We start from the raw sequence: 22,637 nt of genomic DNA on the forward strand, positions 1-22,637 counted from the left end.
ACAATAATATCAAGTAAAAAAGGATGTCTTACCTTAAATGGTAAGACATCCTTTTATTATATAAAGCAAAAATAAATTTTACAAATTAGAAGTGGTCTTGCCAGCAAAATACTTCATAAATTGAGCTCTTTCATATGCAGCAGGATCGGCAATTGCGCTTTGGCTCAGTTTACCTCTAAAATCATCAAGAGTTGAGTATCCTTTTTCGTTCATCCATTTTTCAAGAGTTGATAACATATCTGGCACTACATCAAAACCATTTTTGTAGAGTGTAGAAGCAATATGAACTACTTTAGCGCCGGCAAGCAGTTGCTTAATTAATCCTTCACCATCGTGAACACCTGTAGAAGCAGCAATATCACAACTAATTCTATTGGACATAATACCAACCCAACGTAAAGAAATATGAATATCATTGGGAGTGCTATAAAGACTTGAAGGAATAATTTTCATCGAGTTAATGTCGATATTGGGGCTGAAAAATCTGTTGAACAAAGTAATTCCTGAAATACCAGTTTCAGAAAGTTTTTTTATCATATTTGCTAAATTGGTAAAGTAGTAGCTTATTTTTAGAGAAATAGGCAGTTTAGTACTTTCTTTGATTTTAGTAACGACATCAAAATACACTTTTTCATTTTGTTCACTGCTGTGATTAACATCAGAAGGCAGAACAAAAACATTTAGTTCAAGAGCATCGGCACCAGATTCTTCAACTCTTTTCGCAAACAGTGTCCAATCATCAGCAGAAATACAATTGACACTTGCAATAATCGGGACAGAAACTTGTTTCTTAGCTTGCTCAATCAAAAAAAGGTAGTTGGATACAGTATCTTCCATTTCATCAACAGAGAAAAAATCATAAATTTCGGGATACATAGTTTGAGGACGCTGAGCTTGGGCGAGACTAAGAGCCATTTCTGCAAGAATTTCTTCTTCAAAAATTGATTTTAATACTATTGCTCCAATACCTTTTTCATCTAATTTTTTCAAATCTTCTAAAGAGTTAGTTAATCCACAGCTTCCAGCAACAATTGGATTACGAAGTTTAAGACCTAAATAGGTGGTTTGTAGATTTGCCATAAAAATACCTCTTGAAATAATAGGAAAAGTTGTAATTATAAACGAAAATAGTTTATTTCAAGTGTTAAAAAGAATGCTGAATAGTTTTTTTCTTTTAATGTAGTTGCTTTTTTTCTAATTTTGTATAAATATCATAATTTTTAAAAACAAAGATAAATATGGAAACCTTTTTATTATTCATTCATTGGAATGCTTCACCTGAAATATTACATATTGGCAATGTTGTTTTGCGTTGGTATGGATTGTTGTTTGCTCTTGGCTTTGTGGTTGGATATTTGATAATGCAAAAAATTTTTATAAAAGAAGGTAAAACTCAAAAAGATCTTGATGCTCTTACAGTTGCTATGGTTTTGGGAACAATTGTAGGAGCAAGATTAGGACATTGTTTGTTTTACGAACCAAGTTATTATTTGTCGAACCCAGAAAAAATTTTATATATATGGGAAGGAGGACTTGCAAGTCACGGAGGAGCAATAGGAATATTAACAGCACTCTATTTTTATATCAAGCGAAGACCGCATATGAATTTTTTGTGGCTTGTTGATAGACTCGTCATTGTAACTGCATTGGCAGGAGGCTTTATTCGTCTGGGGAATTTTTTCAATTCTGAGATATATGGAGCCCCTGCAAATATTCCGTGGGCAGTTATATTTGAGCGAGTAGATAGTATTCCACGCCATCCATCACAAATTTACGAGGCAATTGCATATTTTGCAACTTTCTTGATACTGTTATTAAATTACCGAAAAAGCAAAAATAATCTGAAGGAAGGTTACAACTTTGGACTATTCTTAATATTAGTGTTTGGTTTTAGATTTTTAATAGAGTTTTTGAAAGCACCGCAGGTAGATTTTGAAACACAAATGGCACTAAATATGGGGCAAATACTCAGTGTCCCATTTATCCTATCAGGATTCTTTTTTATGTTGAGAAAACCTAAAAAATTGAACTAATTTTTTTGCTGTCAAGTAATTTCTTAATAATTCCATATCTAAGTCCGTAAGCACTAACAATTACTCTATCGGAATTAATTGCATTTAGTATTTCATACAAAATCAATGAGCCAGCGGGAAGTACATCCGCCCTTTTTTGTGGAATGTTGTATTTCAATTCAATTTCACGAGAAGACATTTTGAATAAATTATCGCTGATTGATTTAATTTTACATCTTAACAATTCATACTTGTGAATTTTTTCAATATCGAAATATTTCAAGTTCATATCAATTGATGCGAGTGCTGTTGCTGTACCAGCAACAGCATAAACATTTCCCTGAAACTCTCCGATACGCAAGTCTTTGATGCTTTCTAAAATATGGGTTTGCATAATTTCTATTTCTGATTTTTTAGCAGGATTATGTTTTAAAAAGCGTTCGGTTAAACGGACAGCACCTATTTCAGTAGAAATTCGATAATTGATTTGGTAGTTTTCTCCAAGAATTATTTCAGTGCTCCCACCACCTATATCGATAACCAAAGCTTCGTCAGGTGTTTCGATTGTCCCACAAAAGCTAAGTTCAGCTTCAACTTCACCAGAAACAATAATTACTTCACAACCTAAAATTTTCTTGAAAAGCTGTAAAACTTCAAGGTTGTTTTTTGCAAGCCGCATTGACGAGGTACATACTGCAAGAGCAGAATCAACCTTATGCTTAGCCATTATTTGAGCATAATCTTTAAGAATTATTTCTGCCCGTCTAATAGCATTCTCGGAAATAAATCCAGTTTTATCGACATCTTCTCCAAGTCTTGCTATTGAATGCAGGTCGTCAAGAATGTCAAATTTTTGACAATTATCTCCTTTTGCAATTGTCATTAAAATAGTGTTTGTGCCTATATCAATTCCAGCGTACGTGTTCATATTATTTTGCCCTTAAATGGATTGCAACCCATTCATCTTCTTCTAATGTTTCAATATGTTCAAAATAATTTTGGCAATACTTCCCGATGAGATAATCTTTGTCATATTTCAAAATTCCGGAAAGAATTAAATGTCCTCTACGTTCTTTGAGCGCAGAATGAAATTTATCAATGGTTTTTTCAAGAATATTAAGAAACATATTGGCAACAATTCCATCGCAGCTTGGTAGATTAATTTCAAATATATCCTGCTGTTCAATAATATATTCTCCATCGATATCATTAAGCATAAAATTTTCACGAGCATTTAGAACTGACCACTCATCATAATCGAAAGCATAAACTTTTGAAGCACCTAATTTTTTAGCTAAAATAGCTAAAACACCGGTTCCTGTGCCTGCGTCTATCCAAAAATCACCTACTTTTACATTTTTTTCCAACAACAGACAAACAAGCTTTGTTGTTGAGTGTTGCCCAGTTCCAAAAGACATTTTAGGATTAATGATAATTTTTATTTCTGTATCAAGTTGCTCAATTTTCCATTGAGGAGCAATCCCAATCTTGTCATTTATTTTTATAATAGGAGTATTTTGCTCAATTTCTTCGTTCCAGTTTCTGTCTTCGATTATTTCTTCGCTAATAATTTTAACTTCTGGAATATATTCCCTGAGTGCACTAAGTAGCTCAAATTTAATCTTATCATTCCAATTATCGATTTGGAAACATACAATAATTTCATCGAATAATTCTTCTATTCCTTCAATGTTGTAACTTTCTATCACGACATAGAAATATGGGAAAAATTCTTCCAACAGACTAAATTTAACATTAATAAATTTTTTCAGCATAATAATCCAATAAAAATAATGTTGATACTACTATAAAATGAATTGATTGTACCACTAATACGCAAATATATGAAAATAACAGAATTAAATGAAAAACTAAAAAAAGTAAAATTATTAGCAATGGATGTGGACGGAACATTAACCGATGGGAGTTTATTTTATTCCGAAAACGGCGAGATTATGAAACGTTTTTGTGCAAAAGATGGGATGGGAATAACTCTCTTGAACAAAGCCGGCATAACAAGCGCGATAGTAACAAGCGAAATTTCACAGATAGTTACAAATCGAGCGAAAAAACTAAAAATTGAACACGTGATATTAGGTAGCAGGAATAAATTGCAAGCAATTAGAGATTTAGCAGAACAATTAGAAATAAGTTTAGAAGAAATAGCTTATATTGGAGACGATGTAAATGATTATTTTGCGTTGAAAGAGGTGGGTTTTTCCGCTTGTCCGCAAAATGCAAATGATATTATTAAGGAAACTGTGTATTATGTATGCAAAAATAATGCGGGTGACGGAGCAGTTAGAGAAATTTGCGATTTAATTTTGCTTTCACAAAATAAATCATTAATTTTAGAAGAGAACTGGTGATTTTCATTTCAAAGGAGGTCAATATGGATTTAAAAAGTGAATATTCGAAAGGCTTCGTTGTAGGCGCAATAATTGGAGGAGTTGCTGGTGCAATTACAGCACTACTATTAGCTCCTAAAAGTGGAACAGAACTAAGACGCGACATCGCTGACACTTCTGCTGAACTTTACAGTAAGGCTGCAGACTATTTAAAACAAATCGAAAAGAAAGCAGAAGAAAGCTTCACCAAAACAGTAAATGAAGGAAAGGTCAAAGCTGAGAGCATTATTGAAAGTGCCAAACAACAAGCACAAGAAATAATGAGCGGAGCTGAAAATATTCTTCAACAAGCGAAAGCAAAAGCTGTTGAAGCAAAAGAGACGGTTGCTCATAACTATGATGCTATTAAAGATGCTGCAAAGGCTGGAGCAGAAGCTTTCAAAGCTGAGCTAAAAGCATCTCGTGGTAATGAATAAATAGGTGAGGTAATGCTAACAGCATTAATCATTGTTGCCATTTTAGCTGGCATAGCAATAATTTTTGCTGCATTGAGTATTATCGATGCAGTAAAATCTTATAAAATGTTGGCTGAAAATGCACAAAAAAACCTTGATAAAATCACATCTGACTCAAACGAGTTAAAAACAAGATTAATTCAATCATTAGATGAATTATCTGTTGTTAAAAGTAAGCTAATAGTTTTGTTAGATGAAGTGGTAGAATTGAAAAAAGATATTTCTTCTTCGCTTCAAAGTGTGGATAGTTTAGCGAAAACGATAGACTATTCTGCACAAAACGTTGGTGAAAAAGTAGAAATTCTATTTAAGAAACTCGAACCTTTAGAAAATCTATCAAAAGCACTTTATTCGATGATAGCAAGCCCTGTTAATAATTCTATTACTTTTTTTAATGCAACAAAAAAAGCAATTAGCACTTTTACCGGTAAGTTATTTGGAAAATAATTTTAGGTTTTGTTGAAATTATGGGATGTCAGTTATTTACTGACATCCTTGTTTAATAAAAGATGACATTATTTATTACATTTTTTTTAGAATTTTATGGAAGAATATTTCAGCCCTGATTTTTCAGAAGAATTATTAAAAAGCAAAATTCAGGAGTTTTCTGAATTTATTAATGCCGTTCCCGAAATTTATTTGATAATTGATAGCGAAAGAAGAGTTGTTTTCGCAAATAAAGCAATGTATGAGTTTTTCAAAGATAAGCAAACTTTGCAAGTAATTGGGAACAGACTTGGGCATTTGCTTAATTGCAGGCACGCCGCTGAATCAATATATGGATGTGGAACAACAGAAACTTGTCAAACCTGTGGTGCTTTTAAAGCAATTGTTGAAAGTTTGCACGGAAGAAATGCTGTTTATGAATGCCGAATTGAGCAGTATGAAACCGGCGACGCACTGGATTTTAGAGTATGGGCAACTTCTTACAACAATAATGGTAAAGTTTACTCAATCTTAGCTTTATCAGATATTAGTGATGAAAAGCGGCGACAGGCTCTTGAAAGAATTTTCTTTCACGATATTTTGAATACTGCTGGAGGTTTATATGGTATTGCCCAACTGTTAGATGATAACGTAGATGATTTTGAAGAATTTAAAGAAATAATAGTAAATTTATCTGAAAGATTAATAGAAGAAATTAACTCGCAAAAACTACTATTATCAGCAGAAAAAAATGAACTTCAAATATCTATTGATGAGATTAATACAAGAAAATTAGTTGAAGAAATAGCATCAACATATACAAAGAACTATCAAGTAAAAAATCGGAAAATTGATATTGATTCTAAGACAGTAGAAATAAAAATCATTTCAGATAAAACATTGCTGCGCAGGGTACTTTTGAATATGCTGAAAAATGCAGTAGAAGCAACACCTGCTAACGGCACCATTACGATCGGATGCACTGCTCTTGAGAATAAAGTTGAATTTTGGGTGCATAATCCAGTTTATATCCCTCGTGAAATTCAATTGCAAATTTTCAAGCGATCGTTTTCAACGAAAGGAGCCGGTCGAGGTCTTGGCACATACAGTATGAAATTACTAAGTGAAAGATATTTAAATGGTGAGGTATCATTTAGAAGTGATGAAGAATTAGGAACAGTTTTTACAGCACGGTACCCTATTGAAATAAAAAGAAACTACAATGTTTAAAAAATTCTTCATAATATTATTTACAATTTTACTATTAACTTCTTGTAATTTTTTTCAGCCAAAAACTTCCGTAATTAGAATCAAGGGTTCCGACACAATGTTGGGACTTATTGAAATTCTTGCACGCGAGTATATGAAACTGAATCCAAATGTTGCAATTTATGTTGATGGAGGAGGCTCGAAAAATGGAATTGCTTCGCTTACCAGCAAAGAGATTGATATTGCGATGGTCTCTCGATTGCTCACACCTAATGAAGTCGCGATGTTCGCAATGGAAAATCACTCTATTGGAATATCATACCTCATAGCAAAGGATGCAATCAGTATTTATATTAATCCTGAAAATCGTGTGAAAGATTTTACAATAGATGAACTAAGAAGAATTTTCACTTGCAAAATAAATAACTGGAAAGAATTAGGTGGATTTGACCATGTGATTAATCTACACATTAGAAATCCTAATTCAGGGACATATTATTATTTTCAACAAATCGTATTAAACGGGGAATCTTTCTGCTCGGCAGCCTCGTCGGAATCTAACACAAACAAATTAGTTGGGAAAATTGCTAAGGACAAATATGCTATTGGTTTTGGTGGTATTGGATTTAATGATGGAGTTGAACACGCAAAAGTCAATGGTATAGAACCCACAGAAGAAAATGTAAGAAAAGATTTATATCCATTAAGCAGATATTTATATTTTATTACATTGAAACAGCCTGAAGGAGCAGTAAAAAGTTTTATTGACTGGACACTGAGCCATTATGCCCAATCGCTGATAAAACAATCCGGATATGTGCCAATCTGGAGCATTACTTATTAATGAAGCAATTGCCAATTGAATTAAAAGAACATTATCTCAAGAATTTTAAATTAATCCAACAGCGTTTGAGTGAATTTGCATCTATCCCTGTTGAAAATTATTTTTACGAATTATGCTATTGCATCTGCACGCCGCAATCATCTGCCAGAAATGCAGAAAAAGTTGAAAAAAAACTTATTGAGATGGATTTTCTCAATCAAGATTTTAACCCTGTTGAATTATTAAGTAATAGAGAGCATTATATTAGATTTCATAATCAAAAAGCCCAAAGATTAATTGAAGCAAAAATGAAGTATCCCGAATTACTGGATATTTTACTCAGTTTGATTGATCCAACGGCAAAGCGGGAAAAAGTTGCAGAATTAATCAAAGGAATTGGCTATAAAGAAGCTTCACATTTTTTAAGAAACATTGGTTATAGAAATTTAGCGATAATAGATAGACATTTACTTAAAAATTTAATAAAATGCGGGGTAATTGAAAACATTCCAAAGTCGATCAATAAAGCAAAATATTTAGAAATAGAAGAGAAATTCAAAGATTATGCTGAAAAAGTTAACATTGCACTTGATGAATTAGATTTACTTTTTTGGAGTTACGAAACAGGGATGATATTAAAATAAAGGGTGTTCCAGAAGAACACCCTAATATTTATTGATTGTCGGTCTCTTTTGGTATTTCAAAAGTTAATTTACCTTCATAAATTTCTTTCATAGCAAGGAATGTAGGCTTCGGAAGTTTATCAAAATCACGGCTAATAGAAATTTGGTCTAAATTTGCACCTTCAGATTCGTCAGTGTTTGGAATAATGTCTGCCATTTTATTGTTAAGTTCATTCTTGATATCGTCATTTATTTGTCTGGCTCGCATTCCCATTGCAACAATTGATTGATAAATTGAACCTTTTTCGGATTCTTTCATACGGACAACGACAGGATTGATAATGTATTTTTCCATTTTCCCTCCATAAATTTATGGAATTAAAGATTACAAAAATAATACAAAAATAATTAACAAAAAACTTTTTTTATTGGAACGAATTAATAAATTTGCTTTTTAAACTAAAAGTGGCTAATCAAAATGAAAAAACTATATTATTCAATTAGTGAAATTTCTAAAATATTAGACGAAGAACAATATATTTTAAGGTATTGGGAAAAAGAGTTTGATTTTTTGAAGCCACGTAAAAATCGTGCAGGAAATAGAATATATTCAGAAAAGGATTTGCAAACGCTAAAATTAATAAAATCCTTCATTCGTGAAGAAAAGTTAAGCGTTAAAGAAGCAAACAGTAAGCTGAAAAATCTAATAAAATCAAATGAAATCGAGAAAGTTGTTTCCAAGTCCATTTACGAGGGCTCGGAACCAAATTCCACAAATAAAAAATCTAATAAAATTAATAAAGAATTGAAACAAGAATTGCTTTCTGCTTTGCGCGATATGCTCAATTATCTAAAAAGCAGCTAAGCTTTGGGTATTGCAACAGAATTCATACGTCCCATTATCCAAGCTACTCTTCTATTTATATACGGAGTCGGACGGGCAGGCGACCAGCGATGTGGATTTGGCAGAACAGCAGCCAAAAGTGCAGCTTCACGTTTTGTTAGATTTCGTGCACTTTTGCCCCAGAAATGTTGAGATGCAGCTTCAACTCCATACAAACCATCACCGAACTCAATAACATTAGCATATACTTCGATTATACGCTTTTTGCCCCAAATATTCTCAATCAGAATAGTAAAATACGCTTCCAAGCCTTTTCTAATGTAGTTTCGCCAGTGGTATAAAAAAGTGTTTTTGGCAGTTTGCATAGAAATTGTGCTTGCACCGCGTTTCTTTTTACCTTTGTGAATTTCATTATATCGTTTTGCAGCTTCAATAGCTTTGCGGTCAAAACCATCATGCCTCATAAATTTAGCATCTTCGGCAGCAACTACGGCTCTGAAAAAATTTGGAGAAATATCTTCGAAGGCTACCCAATCTTGATTAATACCAACGAATTTTCCTTCAAAAACGCCTTCAATAGTTCGTATTATCATAGCTGGAGTAATAAATGGATTAATCCATTTTGTCAATACAACTGAAACAATTGAAGAAGCAAAAAACAGTGCTATGCTGTAAAATAAATATTTAATGATTTTTTTGAACAACATTTTTTCCCATTATCTCCATCCAAGTTACAAAAATAATAAATTGGACAGAGAAACACACTTATGTTTTTTGTTCTTTTTTACGAGCTGCCGGGAAAAGAATGTTATTCAGAATTAATCGATATCCGGGAGAATTTCTATGTAAATTTAAATCTGTTGGGGGATCACCTACTGCGTGCTGGTAATCTTCGGGGTCGTGTCCACCATACCAGGTAAAGAAGCCTTTGCCAATATTTCCATAAATATATTTGACTTCTTCGGTACCATCTCTTTTGCCAAGTATGACTACTTTGTCTTTTATCAAACTTTCTCTAAATGCAGTTGTTTGTCCTAAAAATCCTTTTATCACATTTACGTGATTTTGTGTAAGCATCGTTGGAACTGGATCGTATTTTGCAGAAAATTCGAAAAGAGTAAAGTAGTCAGCTTCTGGGTTTTGTATCATAGTCGGACCAGTATCAATATCGGAATGTTCATAAATGTAAGGATCTAGAATTAATTTAAAGTTTTCGAATGCGAAAGTCTGACTATAATCTAATTTTTCATTGGCTCTATGGTCGCAAGGATCGCCATCAAACATTACTTCACAAATATCTACATTAAGAGCAGATAAAGCAATATCGTAGGTATCAGTTGCGGAACACATAGCAAAAAGAAAACCGCCTTCTTGAACATACTTTTTTATAGCAAGAGCAACCTCTTTCTTCATCTCTGATACTTTTCTGAAACCAAGTTTTTTCGCCATACTTTCGTTAATGGAAACTTGTTGGATGTACCAGGGAGCAGTAGCAAAAGCCGCATAAAACTTACCATACTGTCCAGTAAAATCTTCGTGGTGAAGATGAAGCCAATCGTATTCTTTTAATTTACCTGCCAATACTTCTTCGTCCCAAACCACATCGTATTTAACCTCGGCATATTCTAATGCAAGCCTAACTGCATCGTCCCAAGGAGCATTGCCGGGCTGAACGTACACAGCAATTTTTGGAGCTTTTTCAAGGCGAACAGCATCCATATTTACTCCTTCGGAACGAACATAGCTTAATATTTCATCGGCTTTTGATTGGCTAATAGCCTCGAACGAAACACCTCGAATACGGCATTCTGTTGCAACCCTATCGTGATAATCCATCAAAAATGAACCGCCACGATAGTTTAACAGCCATTCAGATTGAATTCCCTGATTGAGCGCCCAATAGACAAGACCATAAGCTTTTAGATGATTAGTTTGTGCTAAATCCATAGGAATCAGCATCACTTGGGACTTAAGTGAAATTGCCGACAAGAATAGAATTATGATTACAGATATTTTTTTCATTTTATTATTCCTTGAAATTATTACATTTTCAGTTTTTACTAATAAATTAATATATTTGTTGTTTGTTTATCAATCAAAATTTTAATTTGATGATTAAGATTTCAAAATTACTGAAAATCAATCAAAAAATTGTATTAGCATCGAAATCACCACGAAGAATAACACTTCTTAAAAATTTAGGCTTGGAATTTGACGTTATTCCATCAAAAATAGACGAAAATATAAGCGAGAAATTACAGCCAAATGAGTATGTTATGAAATTATCACGTCTAAAAGCTGAAAATGTGTCGTCTATGCTTGGTGGTGATGAAATAGTTATCGGAGCAGATACAACTGTATATTTAGATGGGAATTATTTGCATAAACCAAAGGATTGCAACGAGGCTTTTGAAATACTAAAAAACCTAAGTGGAAGAACTCATCAAGTTTATACAGGAATAACCTTGATAAATAATTATTCACAAAAAATCATAAACGAATATAGCAAAACTGACGTAACTTTCAGAGAATTGTCTGATGATGAGATTTATGCATATATTGAAAGCGGTTCTCCGATGGACAAGGCTGGTGCATATGGAATACAAGATGATTTCGGCGCAGTCTTTGTTCGTCATATAAACGGCTGTTATTATAATATTGTTGGGCTTCCGATTGAACTATTTTATAGAATGCTGAAAGAATCTTTGCAATGAAACTATCAAAACATAACGGTTTCTACTTTTCTTTAGTTATTCCTTGGATAATCATATTATTAGTTTTCTGGATATATCCTTTTGTTTGGTCTATTGTGTTAAGCTTCGGGGATTATAATTCTCTTTTAAACAGTTTCAAATTAACTGGAATAAAAAACTATGAAACAATATTTAACGATAAACTATTCTGGAAAGCATTGAAAAACACTATTATTTTTACATTTGGAACTGTTCCGGTAACTACTTCATTGGCAATTTTACTGTCAATTTTCATTAATTCAAGAACGATAAAGTGGAAAAACTTTTTTAAGACTACGATTTTTATGCCATCTGTAACATCATTAGTAGTTATTTCATTGATATTTATGAACTTATACTCAAAAAAAGGATACATAAATTTAATATTAATGTCTCTTGGGTTACCTTATCCTCATAACGGGTGGCTACAAAGCACAGATTTTGCATTACCAGCAATTATGATAATGGATGTATGGATGTCTACCGGATATTATACTGTATTATTTTTAGCTGCATTGCAAGCAATTCCAGAGGATTATTATGATGCCGCCAAGATAATGGGAGCGAATGCGTGGAAAACTTTTTGGAAAATCACACTTCCATCACTTCGTTCAATGTTGCTATTTATCATAGTAATAAATACAATAAAATCATTCCAAGTATTTGTAGAAATATATGTAATGACGAAAGGCGGACCAATTAATTCGACTACAACGCTTGTTTATTTAATATACACTTATGCATTCGAAAAAACCAACTTAATGGGTTATGCCTCAGCAATTGCAATAGTATTATTTATTGTTTTAGCTATACTATCATTTGTTCAATTCAAACTTATAAAAGAAAAATAGGCTGCCTTCAATAACGAAAACAGCCTATAGTAAACAATTTACAATAACAATTATTGTTTACCCATCATACGGTTAATTGATTGCATAAATTCTGCTTTGGAACGACCACCGACAATAGTTTCAAAAATGTTTCCATCTTTGTCGATAAGGAAAGTAGTCGGCACAGCCTGAATTCCACCATAAGCACCTGCTATCTTCATTCTATAAGGATTTCCTGAGGGAACAACCACATTCAAATAATTAATTCCATTAGCAGAAACAAACTCGGAAACGTTTTTACCAGCTGATTCAAAATCAGGTTGTCTTTCCAAAGCAACACCAATGACAACTAATTGATCTTTCAACTCTTTTTGAATTTCAATTATTTCAGGAATTTCGCGTCTGCAAGGTGGACACCAGGTTCCCCAGAAATTTAAAAATATATATTTTCCTTTTGCATAGTCTTTGATTGATACATTTTTATCAAGATTTTTATAGTAAAAATCTACTAACTTGTTTTCAGTTCGTTCACCTACTTCTGACAGTTCAAAAACACCGGGTGAGGATGCTTCTTTTGAATTAACCTCTTGTATTTTTTGAACATTTTCAGTATTTTTAGGTTGGTTGTCTTTCTTTTGCTGAGTGCAAGCAGACTGTGAAAAAACAATAATAAAAGAGAAAGCAAGGATAAAGAAAAATCTTGTGTTGTTTGTCATAAATAAACCCTTTAATTATTAATAATTATTGACGATATTATTACAAACATAAACGATTTGATATTAACAATTATTTTAAAATATTGCTAAAAAGAAATATAGTTGTTTATAAGAAACTGTATGTTAATGGCATAATTATTGATTAAACAATATTAAAAAATTGGTATAAGAATGAGTAAGAACTATAACATATATTTAATTGATGATGAAAAACAGATAGTATTTTCATTATTTAAAATAATCAATAAGTTATATCCCAATATTGATGTAAAATTATTTACAGATGCTATAAATGCTTGGGAGTCATTAGTAAAAGAGGATAACACATCAATTGTTATCTGTGATTTAATAATGCCCGGAATGACTGGATTGCAATTGTTGAGAAAAATTAAGACTACGGAAAATACAAAGAATTTTTATTTTATTGCCATGTCGTCGAGCATAGAACCTGAGGTCAATATAAAGACAATCCAGCAGGGAGCTGATGATTTTTTAGTCAAGCCTTTTTCTGTAGATGTTTTTTTAGCAAAGGTGCGGGCAGCAATCAGAGTTGTCAAAATGCTTAACTCAGAAGAAGGATATAAAGAAAAGATGAGTGAATATGAAAAAGAGCTTGATAAAGCAGCAGAGACAATGCTCGAACAAATCAAAAGGTTTATTGAAATACGAATGCCAGAATTAGTGAAAAGAATACCAAGAATAATAGAAGCTTCTGAATTTATTGGAAAAGAATTATGCGATACAATGGAAGAAGTGGAGAATATAAAGAAAGCGGCAGAACTGTGTCTGTGTGGAAGAATTGGATTAAACGAAAAGATTGTTGAAGCACCGGCAATGACCAAAGGAATGGTAACAAGACCCGAAATGCTTGATATTCCAAAAAATTCTCGTGAAATGCTCACAAAAATACGAGGAACGGAAAATATTGAACCAATTATATATCATATTTATGAAAACTTTGACGGAACAGGATTCCCTGAAGGGAAGAAATCCTGGGAAATTCCTCTTGGTTCAAGAATTTTGCGGGTTGCCTTAGATTTTGAAGAAATGATGAAAAAGAATGCTGATAATCCGGCAAAAACACTTGAACAAATGTTTATCGAAGCAAGAAGATTGTATGATCATAGAGTAATTACATTTTATGACCAATTCCTTGCTTCTAAAGAAGTATCGCGTGTTCTTGGTGTAAGAGGTCGAGAATATGTGGTAGCGATTCACGAGTTGGATGAAACAATGACCACAGCTCGCCATATTGTAACAGAATCGGGATTGATACTTGTTGCCCCGAATGTTAATCTTAACGAAGAAAGAATTGAACGTATCAGAACAATAAACAGAACTGATCCAATATTAGGTAAAATTTATATTAGAAATAAGTAATTATTCCCAAACATAAACAAATTGAGCATATACTCCCCGTTTAGTATGCAATCCAATTCCAACTCCAATGTTATCAGACAAGTAATAATTAGCACCAGCGCCAAAAGCAATTCCTTGAGAGTTTTCAACTTTATAACTATATCTACCTAATATTTGACCTGTTGTATTAACTTGTTTTGCTAAAACTGAATCTTGTTGAGTGTAATATCCAATACTTCCGAAAAAATTCCAAGGGAACATTTCATAATGAATAGCACCATCGAATGTAACTATTATTCCTGTGTGTTTCTCTTCGACAAAACCATTGGGCAAAGGTTGAGATGGATTAAGGTTTACTCCAACCGGCGGAACATTGGAATATTTTGGGATTTTATTTGCAAAACCGACAACTCCAATTGATAAACTGGCAAGCCAATATCGAAAACCGAAAGCCATACTAAGCCCATCACTCCCACCACCGAAATCAAGCATTAATCCTTTAAGCATTACATCTTCATTATCTGAAGGTTGAGCATTAGCAATATAATTGTGCGTAAAAAATGATACTATAAGTATTAAGGTAATAATTTTTTTCATTGCAGTTCTCAATAAAGTTTTACAACAATTATTTTCAATACATTGAAATTGTAATCTTACTAAAAATAAAGATTTTTTTGTAAATTGAATAATAATTTCAATAACTTTTGTTGTAAAATGAAACGAGTATGTTTTTTTATTGTTATTTTTGTGTTAATAAATGCAAGTTCTTGCACGAAAATTTCTTTTTCTTCTCAACAGAATAATTTCCTTGAAAATCATAATACTTTTAAAAATGTTATTGCTATTTTACTTGAAAAAGGCGCTGATACAAATTTCATATATAGTTTGTTGTCAAATGGTAAAACCCAATTTAGTGAAAAGTATGTTAAAATAAATGTTACCGGATATTTAAGCAAAACTGATTATTCACACTTTTACAACAGCAGCTCGATTAACAGTGCAAAAGAGTTTATTGTAAAAAACCGCGAAATATTGGGACAGGCAGAAAGGCAATATTCAGTTCCAAAGGAAATTATTGCTTCAATTTTATGGATTGAAACAAGGTTTGGAAATTTTTTAGGCACACATCATATAGTTAGTGTGTTTTTATCGACAGCAATGTGCAATGAACAAGAAAACATCAAGTTAAATGAGAATGAAATCGAACTAAAATTCCCTGATGACAAACTCAAACAAGATAGTTTGAAAATAGTTCTCAAAGAAAGGTCAGAAAGAAAATCTAATTGGGCAATTAACGAGATTTTGGCATTACAAACAATGAAAAATCGTTACAATATTCCTATTGGAGATATATACGGTTCGTGGGCAGGAGCATTCGGAATTCCTCAGTTTTTACCATCATCTTTCGTAAAGTATGCAATTGATGGGAACAATGACGGTGTTGTTGATTTATTTAATTTATCAGATGCGATTTTTTCTGTAGCAAATTATTTAAAACAGCACGGATGGAATGAAAATTTAAGTGAACAAAGAAAAGCAATATTTGCATACAATAATAGCACTGCGTATGTCGAAGCAGTACTAAAACTTTCTGAATTTGCAAAATAAAAACCCCCGTAAAGGGGGCTTTGCGGCGTTTCCACCAAGTCAAAAGCTTAATTGGGGGGAATTAAGGCTTTCGACTAAACAGTTTTGATTGCTGAGCGAACAACTCCCCAGATTTTGAGATTGTCGTTTTCTCCAACAATTATTGGCAAATATTTTGGATTTTCGGAAATCAAAGCAACGCAATGTTCTTCAAATTTTATTTTTTTAACAACTAATTTTGCATTGATTTCTGCAACAACTATGTCGCCATCTTTAACTTGTTTATATTTATCAACAAGTAAAATATCACCGTTATTAATTGAGGCTCCAACCATTGAATCGCCTTTTACGCGAATTAAAAAGCAACTCTCTGGATTATCAACCACATAGGAAGCAATATTGATATTACTGAAAGAAAATGTATAAGTGTTATTATAAGAATCATCACCAAATAGTTTAATATTGTGTTGATTTTTTTCTACATCAAATTTTTCGAAAACCCTCATTTTTCCCTCGTAAATAAAGATACTATCAGAGTACATCATTTTTTGTGCCAATTTTTTCAAACTAGCAAAAAATCAAGGGAATTATTGGGAATATTTTGTTGAAATGATAAATAAGTTAAAGGAAGATTGAGCGAAAGACGAGACTCGAACTCGCGACCCCAACCTTGGCAAGGTTGTGCTCTACCAACTGAGCTACTTTCGCTTTTTGCACAAAGAACCGGCACAAAAATAACAAGCTTTTGGGAAATTAACAAAAGTTTTTGCACCCTGAAAATGAACATTTAATTGAACATATACTATCTATTGTTATCTAAAGTCGCATTAAGCAAAAGAAAGGCAGAATAATAAACTATTTTTCATATTAATACTTCTATATAGTAAAAGGAGTGATTTTTGTGCTAACAATTGAAAAACAAATATTAGTAGTTAATACTATTGTTGACTCACTTGAAGAACTCAACAAAATATTGAGAATGAACACAAAAATATCCGAACAAATTCATTCAACAATAGGGGAAATCCTAAAATTTATGGGAAAAGTGTTAAAGAATTTTCCTGAAATGCTTATTTCTAAAAAGAAGGTTATGTACAATAAACAAGATATAATTTATTTTTACGATGAAATGATGAAAGCCTGGCAAGTTTTTTTTGAAAATCCAGATAATTTTTTCAATTCTTATGAAACATTTTCGCTAATTTGGAAAGATTATCAAAAATTGTTAAATAAACTTGAAAATAACGCAACTACAATATATATTTCACTGAATTAAGATAGGAGTGTCCTTAAAAAATGAGTTATTATGGATTTAGAAGGTTTAGTTTATTTCCTCCAGTAATAAAAACTATAATGCTAATAAATGTTATAGTTTTTATTGTGCAACATTTGATGTTATCAATTTTTACAATTGGTGGAGTGCCAGTTGACAGGATAATTATTCACTTTTTTGCGTTGCAACCATTTTTCGATGGCTCTGATATTATTCCCAATAATGCATTCTATGTTTGGCAATTACTTACATATCAATTTCTGCATGCTAATTTCTGGCATATTTTCTTTAATATGTTTGTATTATGGATGTTTGGAACAGAGCTCGAAGATGAGTGGGGACAAGGAAAATTTTTAGCATTTTATCTTTTGTCAGGAATTGGAGCAGCAATCACACATTTAATTGTAAGCCCAATGCTCGGAACAATTGCACCAACTGTTGGGGCATCTGGCGCAATTTATGGTATATTGTTAGCTTTTGGTCTCTCGTATCCTGATAGACCTATATATATGTTTCCATTTTTCATTCCAATAAAAGCTAAAATTTTTGTTATTGTGATGATAGCTATTGAATTAATTTTTGGATTTTCCGTAAACGATCAGATAGCACGTTTTGCACATTTAGGTGGAGCGGCAACTGGATTTCTCCTTTTAAAATTTGGTGATAAATTAGGGATATATTCATTAGCAGAAAAATTGTTTAAGCGAAAAACACCAAAAAGATATGGTATCGATGATTATTTTTCACAAAGAACCCAATTTGAAAGAAAACCTAAGGTTTATTCGTTCACGAATAAACCAGATAATTTAAATTATACGATTTACAAAGAAGAAACACCCTCTTCAACAAAAATAGTAATTACAATTAACGGCGAAAACATCACGCAAAGCCAAATTGATGAGATACTTGATAAAATATCAGTCAGCGGATATCAGAGTCTTACAGAAAGAGAAAAACATATTCTTATTGAATTAAGCAAAAAGTTGTAGAAATGCATTTCGAAAGAAAAATCACAAAAAAAATTAAAGTTGGCAAAATAGAAATAGGTGGTGGTTCACCTATTTCCATTCAAACAATGACAAAAACAAAAACATCGGATACAGTAGCTACATTGAAACAAATTGAACAGGTAGCGCTGGCAGGCGCTGATATTGTGAGAGTAACTGTGAATGATGAAGAGGCAGCAAATTCAATGAAAGAAATTTGCAGGCTCTCCCCTATTCCAGTAGTTGCCGATATTCATTTTAACTATATATTTGCAATAAAATCGATAGAAGCGGGTGTAGCAAAAGTAAGAATTAATCCTGGGAATATTGGTTCGAGTGAAAGAATAAAGAAGGTACTTGATGTGGCAAAGATAAATGGCATTCCTATCAGGATTGGTGTAAACTCCGGCTCTCTGGAAAAAGAAACATTGAATAAATATGGTCATCCAACAGCAGAGGCTCTAGCAGAAAGTGCTATGCGACACGTAAAGATAGCTAATGATTTTAATTTCGATGATATATGCATATCTGTCAAGTCTACAAGCGTCAAATTAACTATCGAAGCTTATAGATTATTATCTGAAAAGACAAATTATCCGTTACATTTGGGAGTAACCGAAGCAGGGACATTCTTAAGTGGCACTATTAAATCTGCGGTTGGGATTGGAAGTCTGCTTGCAGAAGGCATTGGCGACACAATCAGAGTATCATTAACTGACGATCCGGTCCGAGAAGTTGAAGTAGCACAAGAAATTTTGCAATCCCTTGAACTAAAAGAAAAATACATTGAAATTATATCTTGTCCAACCTGCGGTAGATTGCAGGTTGATTTAATTCCAATAGCAAAACAATTGCAAGAACGTGTTCGTCCTATTAAGAAAAAGATTAAAGTGGCTCTGATGGGATGTGCGGTAAATGGACCTGGCGAAGCAAAAGAAGCTGATATTGGGGTTGCCTGTGGCAACGGTGAAGCTTTGCTTTTCAAAAATGGGGAAATATTAGGAAAAATTCCAGAAGATAAAATATTAGATATTTTAATAGAAGAAATTGAGAATTACTAATAATAAAGGTGCAATATGCCTTTTAAAAACATTCTAATACCAACTGATTTCTTCGAGGGATTTGAAATAGCATTAGATTATGCAAAAAAAATTGCAGAATGTGGCAATTCTACTTTACATATATTGCACGTCATTGAACCGTCGTTATATCCATCAGATATGGGATTCGGACATTTAAGTTATGTCGATTTAGAAAAAGAGCTAATTAATAGCTCGAAAATTGAAATAGAGAAAATAGAAAAATCATTATCGGCAGAAAATTTCAAGGTAAAAACAGCAATACTTTTTGGAAGAGCTTCTGACCAAATAATTGAATATGCAAAAAATAATAACATAGACATTATTTGCATCACGACTACCGGGAGAAGCTCGTTCGATAGGTTTATTTTCGGCAGCACAACTGAAAAAGTGCTACGAAAGGCAGAATGCCCTGTATTATCAATAAAAATTCCAGCAAAATCAAATGATTAAAAACATCATCATTGACTTTGGAAATGTAATCTACAAAGTTGATTTGCTTGCAGCACATAAACAATTTTTTGAAATTGCTAAAAGCACGGGAATAATTCCTGATTTTAATATCATCAATGCAATAATAGACAAATACGAATGTGGGAAAATAAATACAGTTGAATTTAGGAACAACATTCGAGGTTTACTTCATTGGGATGCAACAGATGAAGAATTTGATTTTGTATGGAATAGTATATTAATCGAACCGTTTGAATATTCCGAAGAAGCCACACATAAGCTATCTGAAAAATACAATTTATATCTGCTAAGCAATACAAGTCCCTTGCACTACGAAAAATTCAGCAGTGAAATGAAACAAGTTTTTAATCGGTTCAACAAACTATATTTTTCATTTGAAGTAGGTTATAAGAAGCCGTCCGCCCAAATATACAAACACACTCTAATAGATGCACAAATAATCGCACAAGAAACAATATTTCTCGACGATATTCAAGATAATATTGACAAATTCTCATTATTAGGAGTTCAGGGAATTCGTATTTCTGAAAATTTCACCTTAAAAGATTTTGCTTTCAGTTTTTAATTTTTACATAATTTCATTATTTTTGTATTTATTTAATTGAAAATACAACTATGATTGCATTGATCACCGGAGCAACATCCGGAATTGGGAGGGCTTGTTGCTACGAATTTGCATCAAAGGGTGCAGATTTAATTATTTTAGCACGCCGTAAAGAAAAGCTCAATGAAATTGCTTCAGATATCCAAAGCAAGTATAATGTGAAAGTGCTTTCCTATGTTTGTGATGTAAGGTATTTTCAGCAAGTGAAAGATACCATTGATAACTTGCCTTCGGAATGGAAAGCAATTGATGTGTTAATTAATAATGCCGGATTGGCAAGAGGATTAGAGAAAATTCAGGATGGGTTTATTGAAAAATGGGAAGAAATGATTGATACAAACGTGAAAGGGTTATTATATGTTACCCGTTGTGTATTGCCATTAATGATTGAAAGGAATTTTGGAGATATAATTAACATTGGTTCAATTGCGGGGCACGAGGTATATCCCGGTGGCAATGTTTATTGTGGCACAAAATTTGCTGAACGTGCTATCTCAAAAGGGATTACAATTGACACTAACGGGTATAATATTCGTGTATGTAGCGTAGATCCCGGTATGGTTGAAACTGAATTTTCGTTAGTAAGATTTGATAATGATGCTGAACGTGCTGCAAATGTGTATAAAGGACTTGAAGCACTGAATGGTGAAGATATTGCTCGAATTGCATATTTCATTGTGCAGCAACCGCGTCATGTGAATATACAAAATATTGTTTTGACACCAACACAGCAGGCAACTGCAACAATTGTTTCAAGGAAATAATAATAATTTTGAAGGATATAATGGAAGAGTTATTAAACTTTATTGAATGCAATCAGGAAAAGCATTTAGAACAACTTAAAGAGTTTTTAAAATTAAAAAGTATTAGTTCTGAGCCAGAATACAAAGAAGAAGTACGGCGAACAGCAATGTGGCTCAAAATACATTTATCGAAAATTGGTTTCGAGAAAACTCAGATTTTTGAAACAAAGGGACATCCAATCGTATATGCAGAATGGCTTGGAGCAGGTCCTAATGCTAAAACAGTTCTAATTTATGGTCATTATGACGTTCAACCTGTGGACCCGATTGAAGAATGGAATACTCCCCCATTTGAGCCTACCGTAATTGACGGTAAATTATATGCACGAGGAACAGCAGACGACAAAGGGCAGATTTTTGCTCATATTAAAGGAATTGAGGCACATTTCCAGACTTATGGGAAGCTACCTGTTAATGTGAAATTGCTTATTGAAGGTGAAGAAGAAGCTGGAAGCGGAAATTTAGATGAATTTATTGAAAATAACAAAGAACTATTAAAATGCGACACAGTATTGATTTCTGATACCGAATGGTATACCTTTGGACTGCCTTCAATTTGCTACGCCCTACGTGGTATTTCTTTTGTTGAAGTAAAAGTAATTGGTCCAAACCGTGATTTGCATTCTGGTTCTTATGGTGGTGCAGTAGATAATCCAATTTTTGTTTTAGCAAAAATGCTAACTATGCTTAAAGATGAGAGAGGCAAAATCATAATACCCGGATTTTATGATGATGTAATAAAAGTTAGCGAAGAAGAACGAAAGCATTTCAAAAATCTTCCATTTTCCGAAGATGAACTTAAAAAAAGTATTGAAGTAGAAGAATTGTCTGGTGAGATTGATTTCAGCGTTTTAGAAAGAATTTGGATAAGACCAAGCATTGATGTTAATGGAATAAAAGGCGGATATATTGGCGAAGGTATGAAAACAATCATTCCATCGGAGGCATCTGCTAAAATATCAATGAGACTTGTTCCAAATCAAAATCCTCAGGATATAACTGAAAAACTTTCGAAATATTTAATTTCAATTGCTCCCAAAAGTGTAAAAGTTATCGTAAATCCTGCACATGGAGGCAATCCTGTTATTACTCCAATTGACAGCCCCGGAATAAAAGCAGCAGTAAAAGCTTTGGAAGTAGCTTTTAACAAAAAACCAGTATTTATGAGAGAAGGCGGTTCTATTCCGGTTACTGATACTTTCTCGAAAATGTTGGGGGCTCCACCTGTATTAATGGGACTTGGATTGCCAGATGATAATATTCACGCACCGAATGAAAAAATTAACTTAGAGAACTTTTTTGGTGGAATTAAAGCATCTGCTGTATTTTTATGCGAATATTCAAAATTGTAAAAAGTCTATTAATAAATTTAAAATTTAGGTGATTGAAGAGTG

28 protein-coding genes and 1 tRNA gene are annotated in these 22,637 nt (G+C 32.8%); 19 read left to right on the plus strand and 10 right to left on the minus strand.

Translation table 11 applies throughout. The features are described from left to right. Positions 1-78 precede the first annotated feature (78 nt). Positions 79-1,080: a dihydroorotate dehydrogenase-like protein gene (locus ACY2LT_RS03550; protein WP_491816441.1), complete on the minus strand. Its 1,002-nt coding sequence runs from the start codon at positions 1,078-1,080 to the stop codon at positions 79-81. A 158-nt stretch (positions 1,081-1,238) separates the two neighbouring features. Here ACY2LT_RS03550 and lgt point away from each other — a divergent pair, with 158 nt between their 5' ends. Beyond that, positions 1,239-2,033 carry a prolipoprotein diacylglyceryl transferase gene (lgt, locus tag ACY2LT_RS03555; RefSeq protein ID WP_491816443.1) on the plus strand — a complete coding sequence of 265 codons (795 nt, stop codon included), beginning with the start codon at positions 1,239-1,241 and terminating at the stop codon, positions 2,031-2,033. On the opposite strand, the gene ACY2LT_RS03560 is transcribed toward lgt, so the two are convergent. Beyond that, positions 2,017-2,940: a Ppx/GppA phosphatase family protein gene (locus ACY2LT_RS03560; protein WP_491816445.1), complete on the minus strand. Its 924-nt coding sequence runs from the start codon at positions 2,938-2,940 to the stop codon at positions 2,017-2,019. The genes lgt and ACY2LT_RS03560 overlap by 17 nt on opposite strands. Position 2,941: 1 nt before the next feature. Further along, on the minus strand, positions 2,942-3,787 hold the full coding sequence (gene prmA, locus ACY2LT_RS03565) for a 50S ribosomal protein L11 methyltransferase (RefSeq protein ID WP_491816446.1): 846 nt from the start codon (positions 3,785-3,787) through the stop codon (positions 2,942-2,944). 69 nt (positions 3,788-3,856) lie between these two features. Here prmA and ACY2LT_RS03570 point away from each other — a divergent pair, with 69 nt between their 5' ends. From ACY2LT_RS03570 to ACY2LT_RS03595, 6 genes are all read left to right on the plus strand, one after another. Beyond that, complete coding sequence (locus ACY2LT_RS03570) at positions 3,857-4,381, plus strand: KdsC family phosphatase (protein ID WP_491816448.1); 525 nt, start codon at positions 3,857-3,859, stop codon at positions 4,379-4,381. Positions 4,382-4,404: 23 nt separating this feature from the next. Beyond that, positions 4,405-4,836, plus strand: coding sequence for a YtxH domain-containing protein (locus ACY2LT_RS03575; RefSeq protein WP_491816449.1), 432 nt, complete (start codon positions 4,405-4,407; stop codon positions 4,834-4,836). A 12-nt stretch (positions 4,837-4,848) separates the two neighbouring features. Then, entirely contained in the window at positions 4,849-5,322 is a 474-nt protein-coding gene (locus ACY2LT_RS03580; protein WP_491816450.1) for a hypothetical protein, read from the plus strand. Between the two features lie 96 nt (positions 5,323-5,418). Further along, positions 5,419-6,531, plus strand: coding sequence for a PAS domain-containing sensor histidine kinase (locus tag ACY2LT_RS03585; protein WP_491816451.1), 1,113 nt, complete (start codon positions 5,419-5,421; stop codon positions 6,529-6,531). Continuing rightward, positions 6,524-7,354 carry a PstS family phosphate ABC transporter substrate-binding protein gene (locus ACY2LT_RS03590; RefSeq protein WP_491816453.1) on the plus strand — a complete coding sequence of 277 codons (831 nt, stop codon included), beginning with the start codon at positions 6,524-6,526 and terminating at the stop codon, positions 7,352-7,354. The genes ACY2LT_RS03585 and ACY2LT_RS03590 overlap by 8 nt, the downstream gene beginning before the upstream one ends. After that, positions 7,354-7,977, plus strand: a complete 624-nt coding sequence (locus ACY2LT_RS03595; protein WP_491816454.1) for an N-glycosylase/DNA lyase — start codon at positions 7,354-7,356, stop codon at positions 7,975-7,977. Before ACY2LT_RS03590 ends, ACY2LT_RS03595 begins: the two co-directional genes overlap by 1 nt. A 28-nt stretch (positions 7,978-8,005) precedes the next feature. Here the strand turns inward: ACY2LT_RS03595 and ACY2LT_RS03600 are convergent, their stop codons facing one another. Beyond that, complete coding sequence (locus ACY2LT_RS03600; RefSeq protein WP_491816456.1) at positions 8,006-8,311, minus strand: DNA-directed RNA polymerase subunit omega; 306 nt, start codon at positions 8,309-8,311, stop codon at positions 8,006-8,008. Positions 8,312-8,434: 123 nt separating this feature from the next. Between ACY2LT_RS03600 and ACY2LT_RS03605 the strand changes: the two genes are divergently transcribed. Then, positions 8,435-8,821, plus strand: coding sequence for a MerR family transcriptional regulator (locus ACY2LT_RS03605; protein WP_491816457.1), 387 nt, complete (start codon positions 8,435-8,437; stop codon positions 8,819-8,821). Here the strand turns inward: ACY2LT_RS03605 and mtgA are convergent. Further along, a complete protein-coding gene (mtgA, locus tag ACY2LT_RS03610; RefSeq protein ID WP_491816459.1) occupies positions 8,818-9,507 on the minus strand; it encodes a monofunctional biosynthetic peptidoglycan transglycosylase in 690 nt (229 codons plus the stop codon). The two genes, ACY2LT_RS03605 and mtgA, sit on opposite strands and share 4 nt — an antisense overlap. Positions 9,508-9,565: 58 nt before the next feature. Then, positions 9,566-10,822 carry an asparagine synthetase B gene (locus tag ACY2LT_RS03615; RefSeq protein WP_491816460.1) on the minus strand — a complete coding sequence of 419 codons (1,257 nt, stop codon included), beginning with the start codon at positions 10,820-10,822 and terminating at the stop codon, positions 9,566-9,568. Between the two features lie 89 nt (positions 10,823-10,911). Between ACY2LT_RS03615 and ACY2LT_RS03620 the strand changes: the two genes are divergently transcribed. Together ACY2LT_RS03620 and ACY2LT_RS03625 are read left to right on the plus strand one after the other, a co-directional pair. Next, positions 10,912-11,514 carry a Maf family protein gene (locus tag ACY2LT_RS03620; protein ID WP_491816462.1) on the plus strand — a complete coding sequence of 201 codons (603 nt, stop codon included), beginning with the start codon at positions 10,912-10,914 and terminating at the stop codon, positions 11,512-11,514. Next, complete coding sequence (locus ACY2LT_RS03625) at positions 11,511-12,383, plus strand: carbohydrate ABC transporter permease (protein ID WP_491816463.1); 873 nt, start codon at positions 11,511-11,513, stop codon at positions 12,381-12,383. The genes ACY2LT_RS03620 and ACY2LT_RS03625 overlap by 4 nt, the downstream gene beginning before the upstream one ends. A gap of 50 nt (positions 12,384-12,433) precedes the next feature. Here the strand turns inward: ACY2LT_RS03625 and ACY2LT_RS03630 are convergent, their stop codons facing one another. Further along, complete coding sequence (locus ACY2LT_RS03630) at positions 12,434-13,078, minus strand: TlpA family protein disulfide reductase (RefSeq protein ID WP_491816464.1); 645 nt, start codon at positions 13,076-13,078, stop codon at positions 12,434-12,436. Positions 13,079-13,249: 171 nt separating this feature from the next. On the opposite strand from ACY2LT_RS03630, the gene ACY2LT_RS03635 reads away from it, so the two are divergent. Continuing rightward, positions 13,250-14,458: a response regulator gene (locus tag ACY2LT_RS03635; protein WP_491816465.1), complete on the plus strand. Its 1,209-nt coding sequence runs from the start codon at positions 13,250-13,252 to the stop codon at positions 14,456-14,458. Here ACY2LT_RS03635 and ACY2LT_RS03640 read toward each other — a convergent pair whose 3' ends face one another. Beyond that, on the minus strand, positions 14,459-15,034 hold the full coding sequence (locus ACY2LT_RS03640) for a hypothetical protein (RefSeq protein WP_491816467.1): 576 nt from the start codon (positions 15,032-15,034) through the stop codon (positions 14,459-14,461). Positions 15,035-15,151: 117 nt separating this feature from the next. Here ACY2LT_RS03640 and ACY2LT_RS03645 point away from each other — a divergent pair, with 117 nt between their 5' ends. Further along, a complete protein-coding gene (locus tag ACY2LT_RS03645) occupies positions 15,152-16,045 on the plus strand; it encodes a lytic murein transglycosylase (protein WP_491816468.1) in 894 nt (297 codons plus the stop codon). A 74-nt stretch (positions 16,046-16,119) separates the two neighbouring features. Here the strand turns inward: ACY2LT_RS03645 and ACY2LT_RS03650 are convergent, their stop codons facing one another. Further along, complete coding sequence (locus tag ACY2LT_RS03650; protein WP_491816470.1) at positions 16,120-16,530, minus strand: LexA family protein; 411 nt, start codon at positions 16,528-16,530, stop codon at positions 16,120-16,122. Positions 16,531-16,659: 129 nt separating this feature from the next. Next, a tRNA-Gly gene (locus tag ACY2LT_RS03655) sits at positions 16,660-16,732 on the minus strand. 193 nt (positions 16,733-16,925) lie between these two features. Between ACY2LT_RS03655 and ACY2LT_RS03660 the strand changes: the two genes are divergently transcribed. The 7 genes from ACY2LT_RS03660 to ACY2LT_RS03690 all read left to right on the plus strand — a co-directional run bounded on the left by ACY2LT_RS03660 (position 16,926) and on the right by ACY2LT_RS03690 (position 22,595). Next, positions 16,926-17,300: a hypothetical protein gene (locus tag ACY2LT_RS03660; RefSeq protein ID WP_491816471.1), complete on the plus strand. Its 375-nt coding sequence runs from the start codon at positions 16,926-16,928 to the stop codon at positions 17,298-17,300. Between the two features lie 116 nt (positions 17,301-17,416). Further along, on the plus strand, positions 17,417-18,286 hold the full coding sequence (locus ACY2LT_RS03665) for a rhomboid family intramembrane serine protease (protein WP_491816473.1): 870 nt from the start codon (positions 17,417-17,419) through the stop codon (positions 18,284-18,286). Between the two features lie 2 nt (positions 18,287-18,288). Continuing rightward, entirely contained in the window at positions 18,289-19,344 is a 1,056-nt protein-coding gene (gene ispG, locus ACY2LT_RS03670; protein WP_491816474.1) for a flavodoxin-dependent (E)-4-hydroxy-3-methylbut-2-enyl-diphosphate synthase, read from the plus strand. 15 nt (positions 19,345-19,359) lie between these two features. Next, the gene (locus tag ACY2LT_RS03675) at positions 19,360-19,815 is read left to right on the plus strand and encodes a universal stress protein (RefSeq protein WP_491816476.1); all 456 of its coding nucleotides are present in this window, start codon (positions 19,360-19,362) and stop codon (positions 19,813-19,815) included. Next, the gene (locus tag ACY2LT_RS03680; protein ID WP_491816477.1) at positions 19,808-20,401 is read left to right on the plus strand and encodes an HAD-IA family hydrolase; all 594 of its coding nucleotides are present in this window, start codon (positions 19,808-19,810) and stop codon (positions 20,399-20,401) included. Before ACY2LT_RS03675 ends, ACY2LT_RS03680 begins: the two co-directional genes overlap by 8 nt. 50 nt (positions 20,402-20,451) lie before the next feature. Next, a complete protein-coding gene (locus ACY2LT_RS03685) occupies positions 20,452-21,204 on the plus strand; it encodes an SDR family NAD(P)-dependent oxidoreductase (RefSeq protein ID WP_491816479.1) in 753 nt (250 codons plus the stop codon). A 20-nt stretch (positions 21,205-21,224) separates the two neighbouring features. After that, positions 21,225-22,595 carry a dipeptidase gene (locus ACY2LT_RS03690; protein WP_491816481.1) on the plus strand — a complete coding sequence of 457 codons (1,371 nt, stop codon included), beginning with the start codon at positions 21,225-21,227 and terminating at the stop codon, positions 22,593-22,595. Positions 22,596-22,637: the final 42 nt, after the last annotated feature.

It is taken from the genome of Eximiradius proteiniborus, from assembly GCF_058546985.1.